Below are 15,884 nucleotides of genomic sequence, written 5' to 3'. Positions count from 1 at the left end.
TCCGCCAATATGACATATTCCGCTGCAAGTCTCGCAGACGGAAGTTAAAAAAACCTCATTTTTCTGTTGGAACATCAGCGTTTCGCCCAGCCAGAATAACACTGATCGAATATGCTTTGGCTGGCGTTAGTCCAGCAAATATTGCCGCGGCGGCATCTGACCGCATCCGGCCAAGAAAACCTGCCGAAAACTGCGGGTCCATTTCCTCAAACAAAGCCGCTGCATCTTTTGCCTTCATATTTTCATAAACCGATGTCAGGCGGGCCAGATCATCTTCGGCAGCCGTATTTGCAGATGCCATTGTTGATTTCAACTTTTGTTCAGCTTCAATCAATGCTGTCAGGTTTCGCTTCATGCCAACTTCGGCCACTGCAAGCGCCTGCATCCGGTTTGCGAGCGCCGTTTCTTGCTGCTCGATGTGCGCTTCTCGTTGTTTTATCGCTGCAAGCAACTCGCCAATTCCCTTACCGCTTTCGCAGGCTACAGGTGCTAGAACTTCTTCCTTTTCAGTTTGGCGCAATGCTTCAACCTCGCGTGCGATTGCGCGGCCCGTTCCAGACCCTAACCGCAACAGTCCCGACGCAAGAAAAAATCCTGCGATCAGGATCAATGCGCTGCGACCACCTTTGCGCACGCGCTTTTTTTCACTCTTTTTCCTAGTCACTCTGCTGCCTCCACCATCCTGTCCTGATGCCGTAAGAACAGGGCTTCGGGATTAACTTCCTTTTTCGGTTCTTCGCGGGTTTCAACAGGCTCCGGCAGGTCGTGCATGGACGCCATCAACAACTCGAGCCGCTTGGCGACATCTTCGGCCTTGCCTGTCAGACTCTTTAATGATGATGTTGAATCGCTTGCCGCGCCCCGCGCCTGTTCAAGGGTTTTTGTCATATCATCTACCTGAACCGACAGCACGGCAACGGCACCGCCTACACCCTTTTCCAGATCATTAAATCGGTTCAACCTGCGCGACAAAATCATACAGTAAAACGCAGCACCAAGGGTGCCCGCAACAAGTAAAATATCAGCAATCAGTGTCATTGCACCCTCCTAATTCAGCACAAATTCCATTATCAAAAGATCCTTCACGCGGCCTTCGCCTGTCACGATCTGAATCCGTCTCAGCATCTGGGCCCGCAATCGGATCAAGGCGCTCGGATCCTCAAGGTCATACACATCAACGGCACGCAAATACCCGTTTAGAATATCCATCACCCGCGGCAGTAACGTCGTCACTTCAGTCTCGAATGCACCCCCAACTTCGAGTTGCGCCCGAAACCGCAAATACTGATTCTTTGCCCCGCTGCCTAAATTGATAATCAGCGGCTCCATCGGCACAAAAACCACATCCGGCATTGCCGCCACTTCTGCATGCGAATCGGTTTCAACCTCTTCTTGGGCACCAAAAAGCATGCCTGACTGCACCGCAAAAAACCCGCCACCACCGCCTGCCAATGCCAATACCAGCCCTATTATCAAGGGCTTTTTCGACTTTTTCTTTGGGTCGTCTTCTTTAACTTCAGTTTCGTCTGCCATGATCACACCGGTTTTTTCGCTCCTCTCTCTAATACCTGTCAGGGGCTAACCGATTATTAAGCCTGTTCGGCGAAACATAAGGAGACGTCCGGGCAGAAGGCCCACCTAATATCGGAGGAACGTCTTGCAACAGCTACTATCTGTCTGGACCACACTTGAACCACGCCGCCGCGTGATTGTTGTGCTTGCCACCGTTGCGATGTTCGCAACCGTTCTGGCGCTTTCACGCATGGCAACTGCGCCGGGAATGTCACTTTTATATGCGGGGCTGGAAAGCGGCGCCGCAGGCGAGGTTGTGACCACACTGGAGCAACGCGGCGTATCCTACGAGGTGCGGGGCGGGACCATCTTTGTTGACAGCAGCAGGCGGGACGAGTTGCGTATGACATTGGCCAGCGAAGGGCTGCCAACCAATAATTCCGCGGGCTACGAACTGTTGGATTCGTTGTCCGGTTTTGGCACCACATCACAAATGTTCGATGCTGCATACTGGCGGGCAAAAGAGGGTGAATTGGCCCGCACTATTATATCCAGCCCGCAAATTCGCGGCGCACGTGTTCATATCGCCAGCCCATCATCACAACCGTTCCGGCGCGAAATCAAGGCAACAGCATCGGTCACTGTTACCACATCTTCCGGCACGCTAACGGCTTCTCATGCAAAGGCGCTAAAATTTCTTGTTTCCTCGGCTGTGGCCGGATTAATGCCCGAGGATGTTGCGATTATTGATGCCCAGGGCGGATTGATTTTAGGGGCCGATGATGCCGCATCTGGCGTGGGTGGCAGCGTTGATCGCGCCGCCGCGCTAAAGAAGAGTGTCGAAAGGTTGCTAGAAGCACGCGTTGGGTATGGCAATGTGATGGTCGAGGTGAGCGTAGAAACGGTGACCGACCGCGAATCAATCGTAGAACGGTCGTTTGACCCAGATTCACGCGTAGTGATCAGCACCGACAACGAAGAGCGCACGACCGCATCCGAGGATGCGCGGGGCGGTGCAGTGACTGTGGCCAGTAACCTTCCCGAAGGCGATGGTGGTAACGATTCTAACTCCTCTAGCCAGAATAGCGAAACCCGCGAGCGGGTGAACTATGAAGTGTCGGAAACCCAGCGGGAAATTGTCAAATCACCGGGCGCAATTAAACGTCTGACGGTTGCTGTTCTGGTTGATGGCACGCAACAGATTGACAGCACTGGCGCGCAGGTTTTCACACCACGAAGTGAAGAGGAAATGGGCGGGTTACGTGACCTTGTGGCGGCTGCTGTTGGGTTTGACGAGGCACGAGGTGACGTGATCACCCTTAAATCGATGGAGTTTCAACCAATCGTCGAGCAGGGTAGTGCCGCTGCACCATCTTTTATGCAATCGTTGAACCTTAATGTGATGTCGATCATCCAGATTGCTGTACTTGGCATTGTTTCGCTTATCCTTGGGCTATTTGTTGTGCGGCCAATTCTGAATAGTAAACCATCGCCCGCCGTGGCTGAACTTGCGCCACCCGGAAATCCGGTTCCGGCGGCACCCTTCCCTGATGCAATCGGCAATGCCGCCTCTTCCCTGCCTGCCCTGACCGGCGAGATCGATGACGGCAGCTTTACACCGCCAGCAATGGCAACCGTTTCCGATTTTCAAATGCCCGAAATGAATACGGCGGCGATTGGTGATTTCGGGGCTGACGGTGGCACGGGCGGATTATCCAGTGACCCCGTCACACGCTTGCGCGAGATGATTGACGAGCGGCAGGAAGAAACCGTCGAAGTTCTGCGCGGCTGGATGGAAGAAGACGAGGAAACTGTTTGATGTCTATATTTCAACTAGAAGAATTTAGCACACACATCGTTTCAAACGATCCAAAGCTGGCGACAAACACCAGTCTAGAAGAGCACCGGTTAGAAGCATTCGAGCAGGGATATAAGGCCGGTTGGGATGATGCGGCAGCGGCCCAATCCGAAGAGCAATCCCGTGTGGCCGCCGATTTTGCGCGTAATTTGCAAGAACTATCGTTCACCTACCATCAGGCGCGTGGACAAATCCTTGGATCTCTTGAGCCATTGTTAAAAGAAATGGTCTCAAAAGTTCTTCCCAAACTTGCGTCCGATAATCTGGCACAAATTATTGTTGACGAAGTTCTGGCCGTTTCACAAACCGAGACCGAAGCAGGGATTCAGATTGTAATTTCGCCTTCTAACCGCCCGTCACTTGAGCGGCTTCTCGAGACACAAGATAGCCTAGATATCACAATCATCGACGAGCCCTCAATGGCCGAAGGTCTGGCTTACCTGCGTTTTGCCCAAACTGAAAACCAGATTGATCTGGAAAGCATTCTGTCAGGATTTTCCCAATCGGTTGATGGTTTTTTTGAACAGCAAGAAAAGGTAGCAATCAATGGATGACACCCAAGCCAATACTCCTACAACGGATAGCAGCACAAACTTGTTTAACCAGGTTCCAATTGAAATTACTATCTCGGTGGGCAAGGCGCGCCCCAAAATACAAGAGCTGCTTAATCTGGAACAAAACGCTGTTTTGCCACTTGATAAAAGGATCGAGGACCCCGTCGATTTATATATCGGGGACCGCTTGATTGCACGCGGCGAACTGCAGGAACTTGACGGCGAGCAGGAAGGTCAACTCGCGGTTCGCCTGACAGAGGTGGTAAACCTTCAGGACGGCCTATAACCCATGAAACACAGTTTTGCTCTTAGTTTCCTACTTGGAATTTTCGCTGTTTCATTAACCATGTTTGCGACACCGGCCATTGCCCAGGAGATCTCGATCTCTTTGGGCGATGATGGCTCTATTGCGGCACGCAGTGTTCAACTCTTGGTTTTGATTACTGTCCTTAGCATCGTGCCGGGCCTTGCGATTATGATCACGTGCTTTCCGTTTATCGTCACGGTTCTGGCTATCCTGCGTCAGGCGATCGGTTTGCAACAATCTCCGCCCAATATGTTGATCATCAGTCTGGCATTGTTTTTAACCTACTTCGTGATGGAACCCGTATTCACCGAAGCCTGGGTCACAGGAATCGAGCCCCTGATCAATGATCAAATAAGTGTCGAGCAATCCTTCACAAAGGCAGTTTTACCTTTTCGCCACTTCATGGCGGCACGCATTGATCCGGATACATTTGAATCCCTGCTCGCATTGCGCCCCGATGCAAAACTTGTCGGTGAAACCTCAACCCAGCCACTTTCGCTTCTGGTGCCTTCATTTCTGCTGTCCGAAATTGAGCGAGCATTCGAGATCGGCTTTTTGATCTTCTTACCTTTTTTGATCATCGACCTCGTTGTTGCGGCGGTTCTTATGTCTATGGGGATGATGATGGTCCCGCCGGCAATCGTATCCCTGCCATTCAAGCTCGCATTTTTTGTTGTTGCCGACGGCTGGACCCTTGTTTCAAGTGCCCTTGTAAGAAGCTACTTTTAGCTCAAGCCCTACCTTACCACAAACTCGGCATGAAGGGCACCAGCCGCTTTTATGCTTTTTAATATGTCGATCATATCCCGCGGGGATACACCCAGCGCATTCAGCCCCGCGATCACCTCTGACAGGGATGTTCCTTCTGATAATTCTGCCAACCCGATCCCCGGCTCTTCTTGAATGGATGCCGATGTGCGGGGCACGACAACACTCTGGCCCGCGGCAAACGGGTTTGGTTGAACAACAATAGGTTGCTCTTCTATGCGCAGTGTCAGATTTCCTTGCGAAACAGCCACACGTGAAATACGCACATCTTCGCCCAGAACAATTGTCCCCGACCGTTGATCCACAACAACTCGGGCTTTGCGCTGCGGCTCAACCAACACATTCTCGACTTTCGAGATTGCGTGTGCTGCAGATGCTTGACGTGTTGCCTTGACGTTCAACTCAACAGTTCCCGCATCCAGCATCCGAGCAACTGTACGGCCAAATGTTTTGTTGATCGCACTTTCAATACGCACAGCCGTGGTAAAATCAGGTGTCCGCAATGCAAGCCTGATTTGCTCCAGCCCAGCAAAATCAAAATCGATTTCACGCTCTACATACGCACCAGATGGAATGGAACCAGCCGTGGGCACCCCTTGAACAACACTGCCCGCATCGCCGCTGGCAGATACGCCGCCGGCAATAATTGTGCCTTGCCCAACAGCGTATATTTGTCCGTCCGCTGCATTCATCGGGGTCATAATAAGGGTGCCCCCCAGCAGGCTTTTGGCGTCACCAATTGCGGAAACTGTCACATCAATTCGGCTTCCCGCGCGGGCAAACGGGGGCAAATTTGCCGTCACAAAAACCGCAGCAACATTCTTTGGGCGAAATTGTTCACCAGTGATATTCACCCCGAGACGTTCTAGAATATTCGTCATGATTTCTTCGGTGAATGGGGCATTTCGAATGCCATCACCTGTTCCATTCAACCCAACAACCAGCCCGTAACCGACCAGATCATTGCCACGCACACCGTCAAATTCGACCAGATCCTTGATCCGGATTGGCACAGCCAGAGTGGCCGAGGGCAGAAAAAGAACAGTCAGAATAAAGACAAAGATACGTTTGGTCATCTTAGAAAATCCACAAGGCTTAGGCGCGACATGCGCGCGGTTAGGGCGTATAGCGTTTCCAGCTGGGTCTGGACGGCTTCCAACTCGCTGGCGGCATCGTAAGGGTCGACCGACAAGAGTTCAGATTTAATAATCTCGAGTCCCGAAATCTCGGATACGGTTTGTGCGGAAATTGTATCAATCTGGGACTCGACCGCGCCAACGCCAGCGCGCATTTCAGTTTGTTTGTCTTGCGCCGAAAGCAATTCATTCCCTGCATTGCGTAACAACAGGGCCTGCTCTGAAATATCCCCTGCAAGGGCGCCTTCGGAAACCAGAGCGGCGAGGGCCATGCCTTTTAGTGTATCGCGTACAGTAGAACTGGCAGCCGTAATCGGCAGATCAGCCTTTTGGCCTGCGCCGATCTTGAAAGGTGTAAGCGGTGTGGTCGATCCCAGATAACCCGTTGTTTCGAATCCGCCTCCTGACGTATTGAACCAATTGTCCACTGCCGTCTCTACGCCTGCAGCGGTGGTCTGACCTGCAATTGCAATCTGCAAGTCAGCAAGGATAGAACCTGCCGATGCGATTGCCGGACCATCGGTTGCAACCCCCGCAAAGATGCTACGCCCAGCCACCTGTGTATTCAATGCGGAAACCGCAGCATCGAATTTCTGGCGCACATCGCTTGAGGTGTTTTGAATCTGAGTTTGACTGGCAGAGTTTCCAGTGAGCAATAATGCGGAAACTGCCGCTGTGGTCTGGTCCTGTACCCTCTCTAACGCTGTCTGCATCGATGTCGCGAAATTCGCTGCTTCATTTGATGCGCTTTTATAAGCTTCTAATGATTTCAGCGACGTCTCGATCGCCGATACCATCGTAAAATCACCCGAAAACCGCTTGGACACTTCACTGGTCCGCCCAGTAGACAGCTCGTCTGCCAATCGGGTGGCTGTGGTTTTCAACTGGGTGTTTTGACGCCGTATCATATAGGTTTGCGCCATGTCACCGATTGAGATGTAGCTCATGATCTATATCCTCAACAGGGTTTGAATTAAGTCGTCTATGGTTTGCATAACGCGAGCGTTGGCGGCAAAGGATTGCTCGACCAGTAACAGTTGTTGCATCTCGGAATCTGTATCGACACCATTTTGCAGTTCTTGAGTTTTCAAAGTGTCGACTTTGATTGAAGAGAATGCGATTTCGGCCTCGGCTGATTGCCGTTCAGCGCTGATTGCCGATAGAAAATCTGACGCCAGACCCGAAGCCGAGCGCGCCGCAGAGGTAAAGCCGCCGGATGCCGGTAGCTGCGTTTCGGTCAATGCCGTCGACAGGTTTTGAAGCAACGTTGCATTGCCAACTTCGCCCTGAGTGGCGGCCCCGATTCCATCGCGCAATCGCCAAATCGCGCCCCCCACAACGGGATCAACCCGCGCGTTTATCGACAGTCGAGTAGAAAGCCCTGCCTCGTTCGCAGAATCAAAATAGGCTCCGGCGTCGGTGAACAACCCTGCGTCTGCAGCGGTAAGGGTCGGGTCAACGGCAGGGTCTTGAAATCGTTCAACCAGATCACGAGCCACTACGTCCAGATTGGCCTGTGCTGTTGTGGCCATTTCGTCGCGCACTTCAAACAATGCGGTCAATGACCCACCAGAAAGAATACCATTTCCGGCGGTGCTGACTGGGTTACCGTTCAGAGTAAGCCCAGAAAGCGACCCTGCACCAATTGTCATATCTTCGGTAATCAGACCAACACTGGTAAACCCGATTTCCGCCGCACGACCATCCAGCAGAATCGCGCCCCCTGTGGTAATCAGCGCAATCTGGCCCCGATCCCGCGGCACGGCACGCATCGGCACGATTGATGATATCTGGTCGACCAACTGCTGGCGTTGATCCATCAGGGCAGACGTATCCCGCCCGCTGCTGTTTTGGGTTAGAATTGCTTTGTTAAGATCTTCGATCCGGTTCAGCGTGGTGTTCAACCGATCAACTTGTTTCGAGATTGATTGGTCTGCTTGAGTGCGCTGATTCTGGATTTCACGCGAGATCGTATTGATATGATCAGTCACCCCTTGCGCATTACGCAGGATATTTTGCAGGCGTGGTTCGGAATCAGGGCGGCTGGCGGATTCTATAAAGGCTGCATCCAGCCCGGCCAATCGATCCGAAAGTGATCCGGTAGTGCCCGGCTCGCCAACGACATCTTCAATCCGCTGCAAGAACCCTGCATGGGTCGAGGATGCACCCAATGATGCATCCGCTAACCGTCGGTCCGCGATCACAACCTGATCGACGATACGCGATACACCGTCAATATGAACACCAGCCCCTTCGCCGCCCAACACGCGGGATGACAGGTCCAGTTCCCGCCTGCCATACCCGTCTGTCTGCGCGTTTGCGATGTTTGACGACACGACATCGGCTGACCGTGACGATGCGGTCAGGCCTGACAGGGCATTGGATAGTGCGCTTGACATACTCATGGTCTAGCCTCCTTCAATCCCCCGGATTATCGTTTGATATTCGTAGTCTCCTGCAGCATTTCGTCCACAGTCTGGATCACCTTGGCGTTTGAAGAATATGCCCGTTGCGTCTGGATCAGCGCGGTCAGCTCGCCAGCCACGTCAGTGGTAGAGCTTTCACGGGCAAACCCCTCGACGGATCCCGTCGGGCCATCACCCGCGTCCCACAAAAAGAACGAGCCCGAGCTGGGGGAGACCTGATAGGATTGATTGCTCCGTGAAGTCAGGCCATTTGTATTTGGCACATCAACCAGCGGGACCTGATATATTCGCCGGATAAAACCTGTGTCATATGTGGCTGTAATATAACCATTATCATCAATTTCAACCGACGTCAGGTTACCAACAGGAGAGCCATCCTTGGTAATTGATGTCGGAGCAAAGCTATCGGATAGTTGCGTTAACCCATTCGGGTCCCCAGCTTTGCCGATGGTCATAGTCAATGGTCCACCAGCAACCGTCAGGGCCAATGTGCCATCCCCGGCATTATACGCCCCACCCGAAACTGTTGTCACAGATGCAAGCGTGCCGCCATTGGCCCGCGTATCATCAAAGACCAACGTATATTCCCCGATCACAGCACCGGCTTGGGCCGAATCCTTGATTTGCATGGTCCATGTGTTTGTTGAGCCGGTCACCGGAACGGTAGGCGTGAATGTAATATCCAATGTCTCTGATGTACCTAGATTACCGAAATACTCTACCGACAACGGAAGCGTATCCCCGGCTGCGCCCGCTGCCGTATCGGTTGCCGGCAGATTTACACCCAAATTCATAGTCGTAGTCGGGTCGCCCGCACTTTGGTTGGCATTGATCACAACCGGTTCAAGACCCGAAATCGTATCCCGCGGATACGTCGAAATCGTCCCGTCGGATTCTGCTGGCCAACCCAATAACACCAGACCGGATTCTGTTTTCAAAACCCCGTTCGCATCGGTGTGGAACGATCCTGTTCTGGTCATCATCAATGGCTGGTCACCAGATGTGTTTCCAAGCGAAACTGCCGTGGTCACAGGCAGCATCCCGCGCCCGCCAACCGCGATATCCATTGCATTGCTGGTCTCCACCAATGCGCCACGTTCCTCAATTAGGCGCACGGTCGATGCCCGAACGCCACCGGCCGAATATTTACCAGACCCAGGATTGTTATTAATCACAAGGGATTCAAAATCGGCCTCGGCCCGCTTGTAACCATAGGTGCCGGAGTTTGCGATATTGTCGGCAATTGTTGCCAGACGTGTGGCGTTGGCCGCAAGGCCTGCAACGCCTGCATTTAGCGAAGAAGATATTGTCATGGTGCGCCTTTCTGCTGCATCAACCCATAGGGTCTCGGGAAACAGCAATAAGGGCGCTCCATTAACAGGGCACTAACAAGTAAAATACTACCTATTATTCCGGCATTTCAGACCTAGCTTCATTTCGTAAATTTCAATCCCTACTTATCGGTGCGCAACAGGATCAATTCCATTCGGTTGTTCCGTACCGCCATCGGGTTAGTGACCGCAGGCTTGCGATCTGCATAGCCTGTCACCCGCTGGATGCGTTGGGCATCAAACCCTTCACCTTCTAGCAAGCGGCGAAGTTGGTCTGCGCGGGCCGATGACAGGTCCCATACCGGATTATTAGCCAATACAATGGGCTGCGATCTGATATGCCCGTTCACCGCAACTTCGTTTTTTACAACGCCAAAAACATCGACCATCATCTTGGCGATTTCTTTCAACATAGGGGTGGGCGTGGCACTTCCATCCTCGAACAAGGGCACACCCTCCAGATCAAACAGCTCGATGATCAGACCTTCGTCCGTAACACGCGTCAAGACGTGCTTCATCGCATTGTCCATCACTAGGCTTTCACCGCCACCACCCGACAGCATCGACTCCACCTCGGATAAATTGTCTTCATCCTCGGAGGATTTCCCGCCGGTACTATCCTGCATTGCAGCGGCAAAAACCGTAGCCCCGGTGCCGTTACGGGCCAGCGTTTCTTCGCTAAAGACACTATCCCCACCAAAGGCACCGTCCCCCCCGCCCGAAACCCGGGCCAGCGGAACTGTCGGACTAAAATAGTCCGCAATCCCCTTGCGTTGACTTTCAGTTGTCGCGTTCAACAGCCACATCAGCATAAAGAAGGCCATCATGGCCGTCACAAAGTCAGCGTAGGCAACTTTCCAGGCACCACCATGGTGCCCGCCGCCTGCGATGATTTTTTTACGCTTGATGATAATGACTGGCGCGTTTGATTGCGCGTCCATTCCACCACCTCGTTTATTCACCCAAGAACAGGGATAGCAGGCAGATATAAACGCACGCTTAACCTTTCAAATTGTCTGGATTTAGCGTTTCAAGCGGTCAAACAAACACCCAAAGGCTGGCGACACAGGGTTGATTGAAAACTCTTTCATTACCGCAAACATCATTGCCTGATTCACGGTGACCACTGGTTTGCTCAGCTCTGCCTCTATCTTACTGATTGCTTTGAGCGCCCGTAAATCTGTGCAGGCCATTACAATCGCTTGGGCATCGTCACAATCGGCCCGCACCGCCAGATCAAATACAGCATCCGGCGTTAACGCGCCTTGCTCATGGTTGCCCAGCACTTTGCCTACATCTGCGCATTTTACGGTCTCAATCCCTGCATCCACCAAAAACCGGATTGCCTGTGCGTTCACCTCGCCAACATAAGGCGACGCGAACCCCACTTTGTTTGCGCCCAATTCACGCAGCGCTGTCAGCATTGCACCTGCTGCCGTGATCGCTTCAGCGCCTGTTACTGCTTTAATCCCGCCCGCCAAGTCACGATCAAAATCCAGACCAAGCGTCAGCGTAGCGGATGTGCAGCCGTACAGAACCACATCCGGTCGCACGCCAGAAATCAACTGCAACGCCTCGGATATATCAGCCTGACCCATATCCTGCATCCGGTCCGAGGCCGGGATTTCATCAACCGGATAGCCACCGATACGGGTGAAATGGACCGATGCGCCACGGGGACACATCCGCATCATGTCTGGTTCAAGGTTGGTGTTTGTATAAGGCACCAACACACCAATTCGGATCATACGATCTGTTTGCGAATGGAGATCAGGCATGGTGCCCCCTTGTCAGACCGTCAAAACACCCTTGATGCTGGCGACGGCTTGGCCGCCAACCCACAGGTCACTGATCTGGCCTTGTTCAACCTTGATCTCGTTGCAAATCAGGCTGGGGCGGCCAATTTCGCTGCCTTGCTCGGCCAATATCTGCCCCGATTGCGGCGAAACAAACCCGTGGCGCAACAGATAACCGGTCAACGCTCCATTCGTGGAGCCAGACGCCGGAACCTCGTCCGCGCCCAAAGCCGGACAAAAATCCCGCAGGTGCAGGGTGTTTTGCGCATCTTCGGTTTCCATTGAAAAGCACGCCACCGTATGCACGCCATTGGCGCGGCTAACCTCGGCCAGTTTTTGAAAATCGGGGGTCAGCACCTGAACCTCGGACAGACTGGCAAAATGCACGCATAAATGCTTTAACCCTGCATCGGCAATATCAACGGTCGCCTTCGTTCCAATCGCCGGAACCGGCACGTTCAATGCCTCTGCAAGTGCGTCAAGATCGACGTCACTGTTAACAACAGATGGAGGCGATAGCTGCATCATCACATTCGGTAAATCACCACCTTGCGCATCAACCCAAACAGGGACATCACCCGCCTGCGCCTTTAGCACAAATTCGCTTTGTCCCTGCATCCCTTGCGACAGGTACGTAAATAACCCCACAGTCACATGGCCGCACATCGCAATTTCGGCACCGGGCATGAAAAACCGCGCCGATACCTCGTTGCCATTTTGCGCGGTGATGAACCCCGTCACCGGCGCATTAATCTCGCGGGCAATTTGCTGCATTTGATCAGTTTCAAGCATAGCGGCATCCAGAACGATACCCCCGACATTGCCGCCGAACATACGGTTCGAGAAGCAATCGTAGATAACGATTGGCAGTTCTTTAGTATAAGTAGAATTCACGGAGCTATTCCTTTTGTGAAAGTCTTATTTCACCACCAGCACCGGACATTTGGCCAGCGTTTCAACACGGTGGGAAACCCCGCCGCGCAGCATGCCGTCAATGTCACCCATACCACGCGACCCGATAACGATAAGGTCCGCATTAAAGGATTTTGCGCGATCAATAATCGTGCGGGCAATTGGGCCTTCTTTGGTCTGGATTTCCACATCTTTCAGGCCAGCGCCATGTGCCACATCCAATGCACCGGCCAACAGGTATTTCGCCCCCTGCATCAGCAAATCAGCATCAATCGTCGCCATATGTTCGGCCTTGGCCAACTTCTTTAGGCTGTCGGGCAAACGGTAAGGTTTCACAACGTGAAACAGCATTACTTTTGCCCCAACACCCTTGGCTATCTGCGACCCCATATCGACACTATCTAGCGAATGTTTGGACCCATCTACTGCAATCAATATCTTCTTAATCATAGCATGTAACCCCTATGTCGTTAGTGCGCCGTAGCGGATATTTCATCATCAGGTGCAGCTTTTTCAAAGCCATGTAAAACCTGTTGCGGCGCGTTTTCAATTTCCAGAATTTCCTCGACAGTATGATGACAGGAAATCATGTGTCCTGCTGTTAGTTCATGCGTTGGAGGGGTTTGCGTATTGCAGGTTCCCTCAATCGCGATTGGGCAACGATTATAGAACGGGCAACCGACGGCGGTAATTTCTACGCCGCGTGCAATGCCAACCGCCATCTCGCGTTTCTGCATTGTTTCTTCCAGCCAGCCCAGACGCATTTCCGGCACCGAGCTGATCAGCAGACGTGTGTAGGGGTGAAATGGTGGCGTCAGAACCTCGTCAACCGGCCCCTGCTCCACAATTCGCCCCGCATATAGCACGACAATTTCATCGGCAAAGGCCGCAACTGTCGACAAATCATGGGTGATGAACATGAACGACACACCGGTCAGATCACGCAACCGTTTCAGCAATTTCACCACGTTAGAACCAACGATTGAGTCAAGCGCCGATGTTACCTCGTCACACAGCATCACTTCGGGTTCGGCAGCCAATGAGCGTGCCAAATTGACCCGCTGCTTTTGCCCGCCGGACAGTTCTGCCGGATATCGGTTCTCAAATTCCACTGGAAGTTCCACCATGCGCAGGATCTCTGCGACCTTCTCGCGTTTTGCCTTGCCTTTCAGGCCTTGGAACTTTTCGACTGGCCGACCCAGTATATCACCGATCAACTGTTTGGGATTAAGCGCCGTATCTGCCATTTGATAGACGAACTGGATTTTTTGCAGTTCGACTTTGGAGCGTTGTTTATACAATCCCTGAAGCGTTTTCCCATCCAGAATGATGTCGCCCTGCGCAGCGGGCAAAAGCCCGGCAATTACACGCGCAAGGGTGGATTTACCGCAACCGGATTCACCGATCACCCCAACCACATGGCCGTTTTTCACCGACATATTAATGTCACGCAAAACGGTAATCGCCGGTTTGCCATCAACGATGTCGCCGTAACCAGCTGTCATGTCTTTGACCTCGATGTTGGCGATAGCTTTGTCGTGGTCGCCAGACAGCTTATCACCCATCCCAGGCTTTGGTCCTGCATGTGCAGCCGCCATGAGGCGTTTGGTATAGGGATGTTTAGGGTTGTTGATGATCTGGTCAACTGACCCTTGTTCCTGCACCTCGCCCGAATACAGAACCACGATGTGATCGGCAATTTGTGCCACAACAGCCAGATCGTGGGTCACGTAAATCGCGGCTGACCCTTCTTCCTTGATCACCTTTTTGAAGGCTTTCAAAACTTCGATCTGGGTGGTTACATCCAGCGCCGTTGTCGGTTCATCCAGAACCAGCAGATCAGGACGCCCCACCAGCGCCATTGCCGCCATCAGGCGTTGCAATTGGCCACCGGAAACCTGATGCGGGTAGCGTTTGCCCAATAGTTCCGGGTCCGGCAATTCCAGCGCATGGTACAGCGCGGTGGCGCGTTCGCTCGCCTCGGCCTGTGTCATCACTCCATGCAGCACGGCAGATTCTGTGACCTGTTCACCAATGGTGATGGCGGGGTTGAATGTGGCCGCCGCACTTTGGGCGAGGTAGGCCACCCTTTGACCGCGCAGACTGCGCAGTTCATCATTTTCCATCGACAGGATATCGTCGCCGTGTAGACGGATTTCACCGCCCGAAAACTCCAGCCCCGGTTTGGTGTAGCCTAGTGCTCCCAGCGATATGGTGGTTTTACCCGATCCGGATTCACCGATCAGCGCAACAACCTCGCCCGCCTTCACGTCAAAACTGACGCCTTTGACAATAGGAATGGCTGACCCGTCTTTTTGCGGTGCCTCGATTTTCAGGTCTCTGACTTCTAATAATTCGGTCATTAGATCATCTTCTTTGCAAGGCTACCGCCGGATGATGCGGAAATATCATCGACGATAAGGTTGATCGAAATGGTGAATGTCGCAATTGCCAGCGCGGGCCAGACTGCAGCGTATGAACCATACCCCAGCCCGTCCAGATTTTGGCGCACCATGCTACCCCAGTCGGCCATCGGTGGCTGAATACCCAGACCCAAGAAGCTGAGGGACGAGATGAACAGCACCACAAACACCAGACGCAGACCGAAATCGGTGGCAAGCGGCATTGCGGCGTTTGGCAGAACCTCGCGGGTGATAACCCACCACAGCCCTTCGCCACGGGCGCGTGCGGCTTCAACAAAATCCATCACCATGATGTCTTGGCCCAGCGCCCGCGCGATCCGAAACACCGATGCGGCGTAAATTGCGCCAGCGGTGAATATCAATGTCGGGATGGATGATCCAAATGCATTAACCGCCAGCAGGCCCAGCATAATGGAAGGCAGTGAAATGATCGCATCATTGGCGCGGCTAAGGGAGACATCAAGCCAGCCACCGGCAACCGCAGCGGCAATACCCAGTGTCACGCCAACAACATAGGCCAACAGGGTCGCGGTAAAGGCGATACCGATTGTGGTGCGGGCGCCCCACAGGATACGCGAGAATATATCACGCTCGATATAATCGGTGCCCAGCAGGTGGAAACCTTCGCCCTCGGTTGTGCTGAATATCGGCATATAGCTGTCGTAGCCGATTATATCCGCCTCGTGGAATGGGGCAATATATGGTCCGGCAAAGACCATGACCAGCCAGAACAGCACCACAGTAACGCCCAGTTTACCAACCCACGTCAGGGTTATTTTCTTTTTCGGCGGGGCATCGGGCAGTTCGTCATAAATCGTCGTCTCGTCAGTATTTGCAGTTGCATCAGTCATGATCCTGCCC

General features: G+C 52.9%; 17 protein-coding genes. 4 read left to right on the top strand and 13 right to left on the bottom strand.

Annotated elements, in window-relative coordinates; all coding sequences use genetic code 11:
* Positions 1-55 precede the first annotated feature (55 nt).
* From ACWB12_RS09635 to ACWB12_RS09625, 3 genes are read right to left on the bottom strand one after another with little or no spacing between them, the layout of a single operon-like run.
* Positions 56-664: a MotE family protein gene (locus ACWB12_RS09635; protein ID WP_479529864.1), complete on the bottom strand. Its 609-nt coding sequence runs from the start codon at positions 662-664 to the stop codon at positions 56-58.
* Complete coding sequence (locus ACWB12_RS09630; protein ID WP_479529863.1) at positions 661-1,038, bottom strand: hypothetical protein; 378 nt, start codon at positions 1,036-1,038, stop codon at positions 661-663. The genes ACWB12_RS09635 and ACWB12_RS09630 overlap by 4 nt, the downstream gene beginning before the upstream one ends.
* Before the next feature lie 9 nt (positions 1,039-1,047).
* On the bottom strand, positions 1,048-1,533 hold the full coding sequence (locus tag ACWB12_RS09625) for a flagellar basal body-associated FliL family protein (protein WP_479529862.1): 486 nt from the start codon (positions 1,531-1,533) through the stop codon (positions 1,048-1,050).
* 124 nt (positions 1,534-1,657) lie between these two features.
* On the opposite strand from ACWB12_RS09625, the gene fliF reads away from it, so the two are divergent.
* From fliF to fliP, 4 genes are read left to right on the top strand one after another with little or no spacing between them, the layout of a single operon-like run.
* Positions 1,658-3,331 (top strand): flagellar basal-body MS-ring/collar protein FliF, encoded by a 1,674-nt coding sequence (fliF, locus tag ACWB12_RS09620; protein WP_479529861.1) that lies wholly within the window; start codon positions 1,658-1,660, stop codon positions 3,329-3,331.
* Entirely contained in the window at positions 3,331-3,924 is a 594-nt protein-coding gene (locus tag ACWB12_RS09615) for a FliH/SctL family protein (RefSeq protein ID WP_479529860.1), read from the top strand. The genes fliF and ACWB12_RS09615 overlap by 1 nt, the downstream gene beginning before the upstream one ends.
* The gene (locus ACWB12_RS09610; protein WP_479529859.1) at positions 3,917-4,210 is read left to right on the top strand and encodes a FliM/FliN family flagellar motor switch protein; all 294 of its coding nucleotides are present in this window, start codon (positions 3,917-3,919) and stop codon (positions 4,208-4,210) included. The genes ACWB12_RS09615 and ACWB12_RS09610 overlap by 8 nt, the downstream gene beginning before the upstream one ends.
* Before the next feature lie 3 nt (positions 4,211-4,213).
* Entirely contained in the window at positions 4,214-4,960 is a 747-nt protein-coding gene (gene fliP / locus ACWB12_RS09605) for a flagellar type III secretion system pore protein FliP (RefSeq protein ID WP_479529858.1), read from the top strand.
* Between the two features lie 8 nt (positions 4,961-4,968).
* Here the strand turns inward: fliP and ACWB12_RS09600 are convergent, their stop codons facing one another.
* From ACWB12_RS09600 to ACWB12_RS09555, 10 genes are all read right to left on the bottom strand, one after another.
* On the bottom strand, positions 4,969-6,075 hold the full coding sequence (locus ACWB12_RS09600; RefSeq protein ID WP_479529857.1) for a flagellar basal body P-ring protein FlgI: 1,107 nt from the start codon (positions 6,073-6,075) through the stop codon (positions 4,969-4,971).
* Positions 6,072-7,082: a flagellin gene (locus ACWB12_RS09595; RefSeq protein ID WP_479529856.1), complete on the bottom strand. Its 1,011-nt coding sequence runs from the start codon at positions 7,080-7,082 to the stop codon at positions 6,072-6,074. The genes ACWB12_RS09600 and ACWB12_RS09595 overlap by 4 nt, the downstream gene beginning before the upstream one ends.
* 3 nt (positions 7,083-7,085) lie before the next feature.
* Positions 7,086-8,540 carry a flagellar hook-associated protein FlgK gene (flgK, locus tag ACWB12_RS09590; RefSeq protein ID WP_479529855.1) on the bottom strand — a complete coding sequence of 485 codons (1,455 nt, stop codon included), beginning with the start codon at positions 8,538-8,540 and terminating at the stop codon, positions 7,086-7,088.
* 26 nt (positions 8,541-8,566) lie between these two features.
* Positions 8,567-9,874 carry a flagellar hook protein FlgE gene (locus ACWB12_RS09585; RefSeq protein WP_479529854.1) on the bottom strand — a complete coding sequence of 436 codons (1,308 nt, stop codon included), beginning with the start codon at positions 9,872-9,874 and terminating at the stop codon, positions 8,567-8,569.
* Positions 9,875-10,014: 140 nt separating this feature from the next.
* Entirely contained in the window at positions 10,015-10,833 is an 819-nt protein-coding gene (locus ACWB12_RS09580) for an OmpA/MotB family protein (protein WP_479529853.1), read from the bottom strand.
* 81 nt (positions 10,834-10,914) lie between these two features.
* On the bottom strand, positions 10,915-11,670 hold the full coding sequence (locus ACWB12_RS09575) for a maleate cis-trans isomerase family protein (RefSeq protein WP_479529852.1): 756 nt from the start codon (positions 11,668-11,670) through the stop codon (positions 10,915-10,917).
* A gap of 12 nt (positions 11,671-11,682) precedes the next feature.
* The gene (locus ACWB12_RS09570; RefSeq protein ID WP_479529851.1) at positions 11,683-12,582 is read right to left on the bottom strand and encodes a PhzF family phenazine biosynthesis protein; all 900 of its coding nucleotides are present in this window, start codon (positions 12,580-12,582) and stop codon (positions 11,683-11,685) included.
* A gap of 24 nt (positions 12,583-12,606) precedes the next feature.
* Complete coding sequence (locus ACWB12_RS09565; protein WP_479529850.1) at positions 12,607-13,050, bottom strand: universal stress protein; 444 nt, start codon at positions 13,048-13,050, stop codon at positions 12,607-12,609.
* Positions 13,051-13,070: 20 nt separating this feature from the next.
* The gene (locus ACWB12_RS09560) at positions 13,071-14,963 is read right to left on the bottom strand and encodes an ABC transporter ATP-binding protein (RefSeq protein ID WP_479529849.1); all 1,893 of its coding nucleotides are present in this window, start codon (positions 14,961-14,963) and stop codon (positions 13,071-13,073) included.
* The gene (locus ACWB12_RS09555) at positions 14,963-15,874 is read right to left on the bottom strand and encodes an ABC transporter permease (protein WP_479529848.1); all 912 of its coding nucleotides are present in this window, start codon (positions 15,872-15,874) and stop codon (positions 14,963-14,965) included. Before ACWB12_RS09555 ends, ACWB12_RS09560 begins: the two co-directional genes overlap by 1 nt.
* Positions 15,875-15,884: the final 10 nt, after the last annotated feature.

This window comes from Profundibacter sp. (genome assembly GCF_056498605.1).
The sequence above is the reverse complement of the archived record's forward strand: the minus strand, read 5'-3'. Positions and strand labels throughout refer to the sequence as shown.

Excerpts from the sequence above, each read along its gene's own strand:
- ACWB12_RS09630 (WP_479529863.1), bottom strand. The coding sequence starts at position 1,038 with ATGACACTGATTGCTGATATTTTACTTGTTGCGGGCACCCTTGGTGCT.
- ACWB12_RS09625 (WP_479529862.1), bottom strand. The coding sequence starts at position 1,533 with ATGGCAGACGAAACTGAAGTTAAAGAAGACGACCCAAAGAAAAAGTCG.
- ACWB12_RS09615 (WP_479529860.1), top strand. The coding sequence starts at position 3,331 with ATGTCTATATTTCAACTAGAAGAATTTAGCACACACATCGTTTCAAAC.
- ACWB12_RS09610 (WP_479529859.1), top strand. The coding sequence starts at position 3,917 with ATGGATGACACCCAAGCCAATACTCCTACAACGGATAGCAGCACAAAC.
- fliP (WP_479529858.1), top strand. The coding sequence starts at position 4,214 with ATGAAACACAGTTTTGCTCTTAGTTTCCTACTTGGAATTTTCGCTGTT.
- ACWB12_RS09600 (WP_479529857.1), bottom strand. The coding sequence starts at position 6,075 with ATGACCAAACGTATCTTTGTCTTTATTCTGACTGTTCTTTTTCTGCCC.
- ACWB12_RS09595 (WP_479529856.1), bottom strand. The coding sequence starts at position 7,082 with ATGAGCTACATCTCAATCGGTGACATGGCGCAAACCTATATGATACGG.
- flgK (WP_479529855.1), bottom strand. The coding sequence starts at position 8,540 with ATGAGTATGTCAAGCGCACTATCCAATGCCCTGTCAGGCCTGACCGCA.
- ACWB12_RS09585 (WP_479529854.1), bottom strand. The coding sequence starts at position 9,874 with ATGACAATATCTTCTTCGCTAAATGCAGGCGTTGCAGGCCTTGCGGCC.
- ACWB12_RS09580 (WP_479529853.1), bottom strand. The coding sequence starts at position 10,833 with ATGGACGCGCAATCAAACGCGCCAGTCATTATCATCAAGCGTAAAAAA.
- ACWB12_RS09575 (WP_479529852.1), bottom strand. The coding sequence starts at position 11,670 with ATGCCTGATCTCCATTCGCAAACAGATCGTATGATCCGAATTGGTGTG.
- ACWB12_RS09565 (WP_479529850.1), bottom strand. The coding sequence starts at position 13,050 with ATGATTAAGAAGATATTGATTGCAGTAGATGGGTCCAAACATTCGCTA.
- ACWB12_RS09560 (WP_479529849.1), bottom strand. The coding sequence starts at position 14,963 with ATGACCGAATTATTAGAAGTCAGAGACCTGAAAATCGAGGCACCGCAA.
- ACWB12_RS09555 (WP_479529848.1), bottom strand. The coding sequence starts at position 15,874 with ATGACTGATGCAACTGCAAATACTGACGAGACGACGATTTATGACGAA.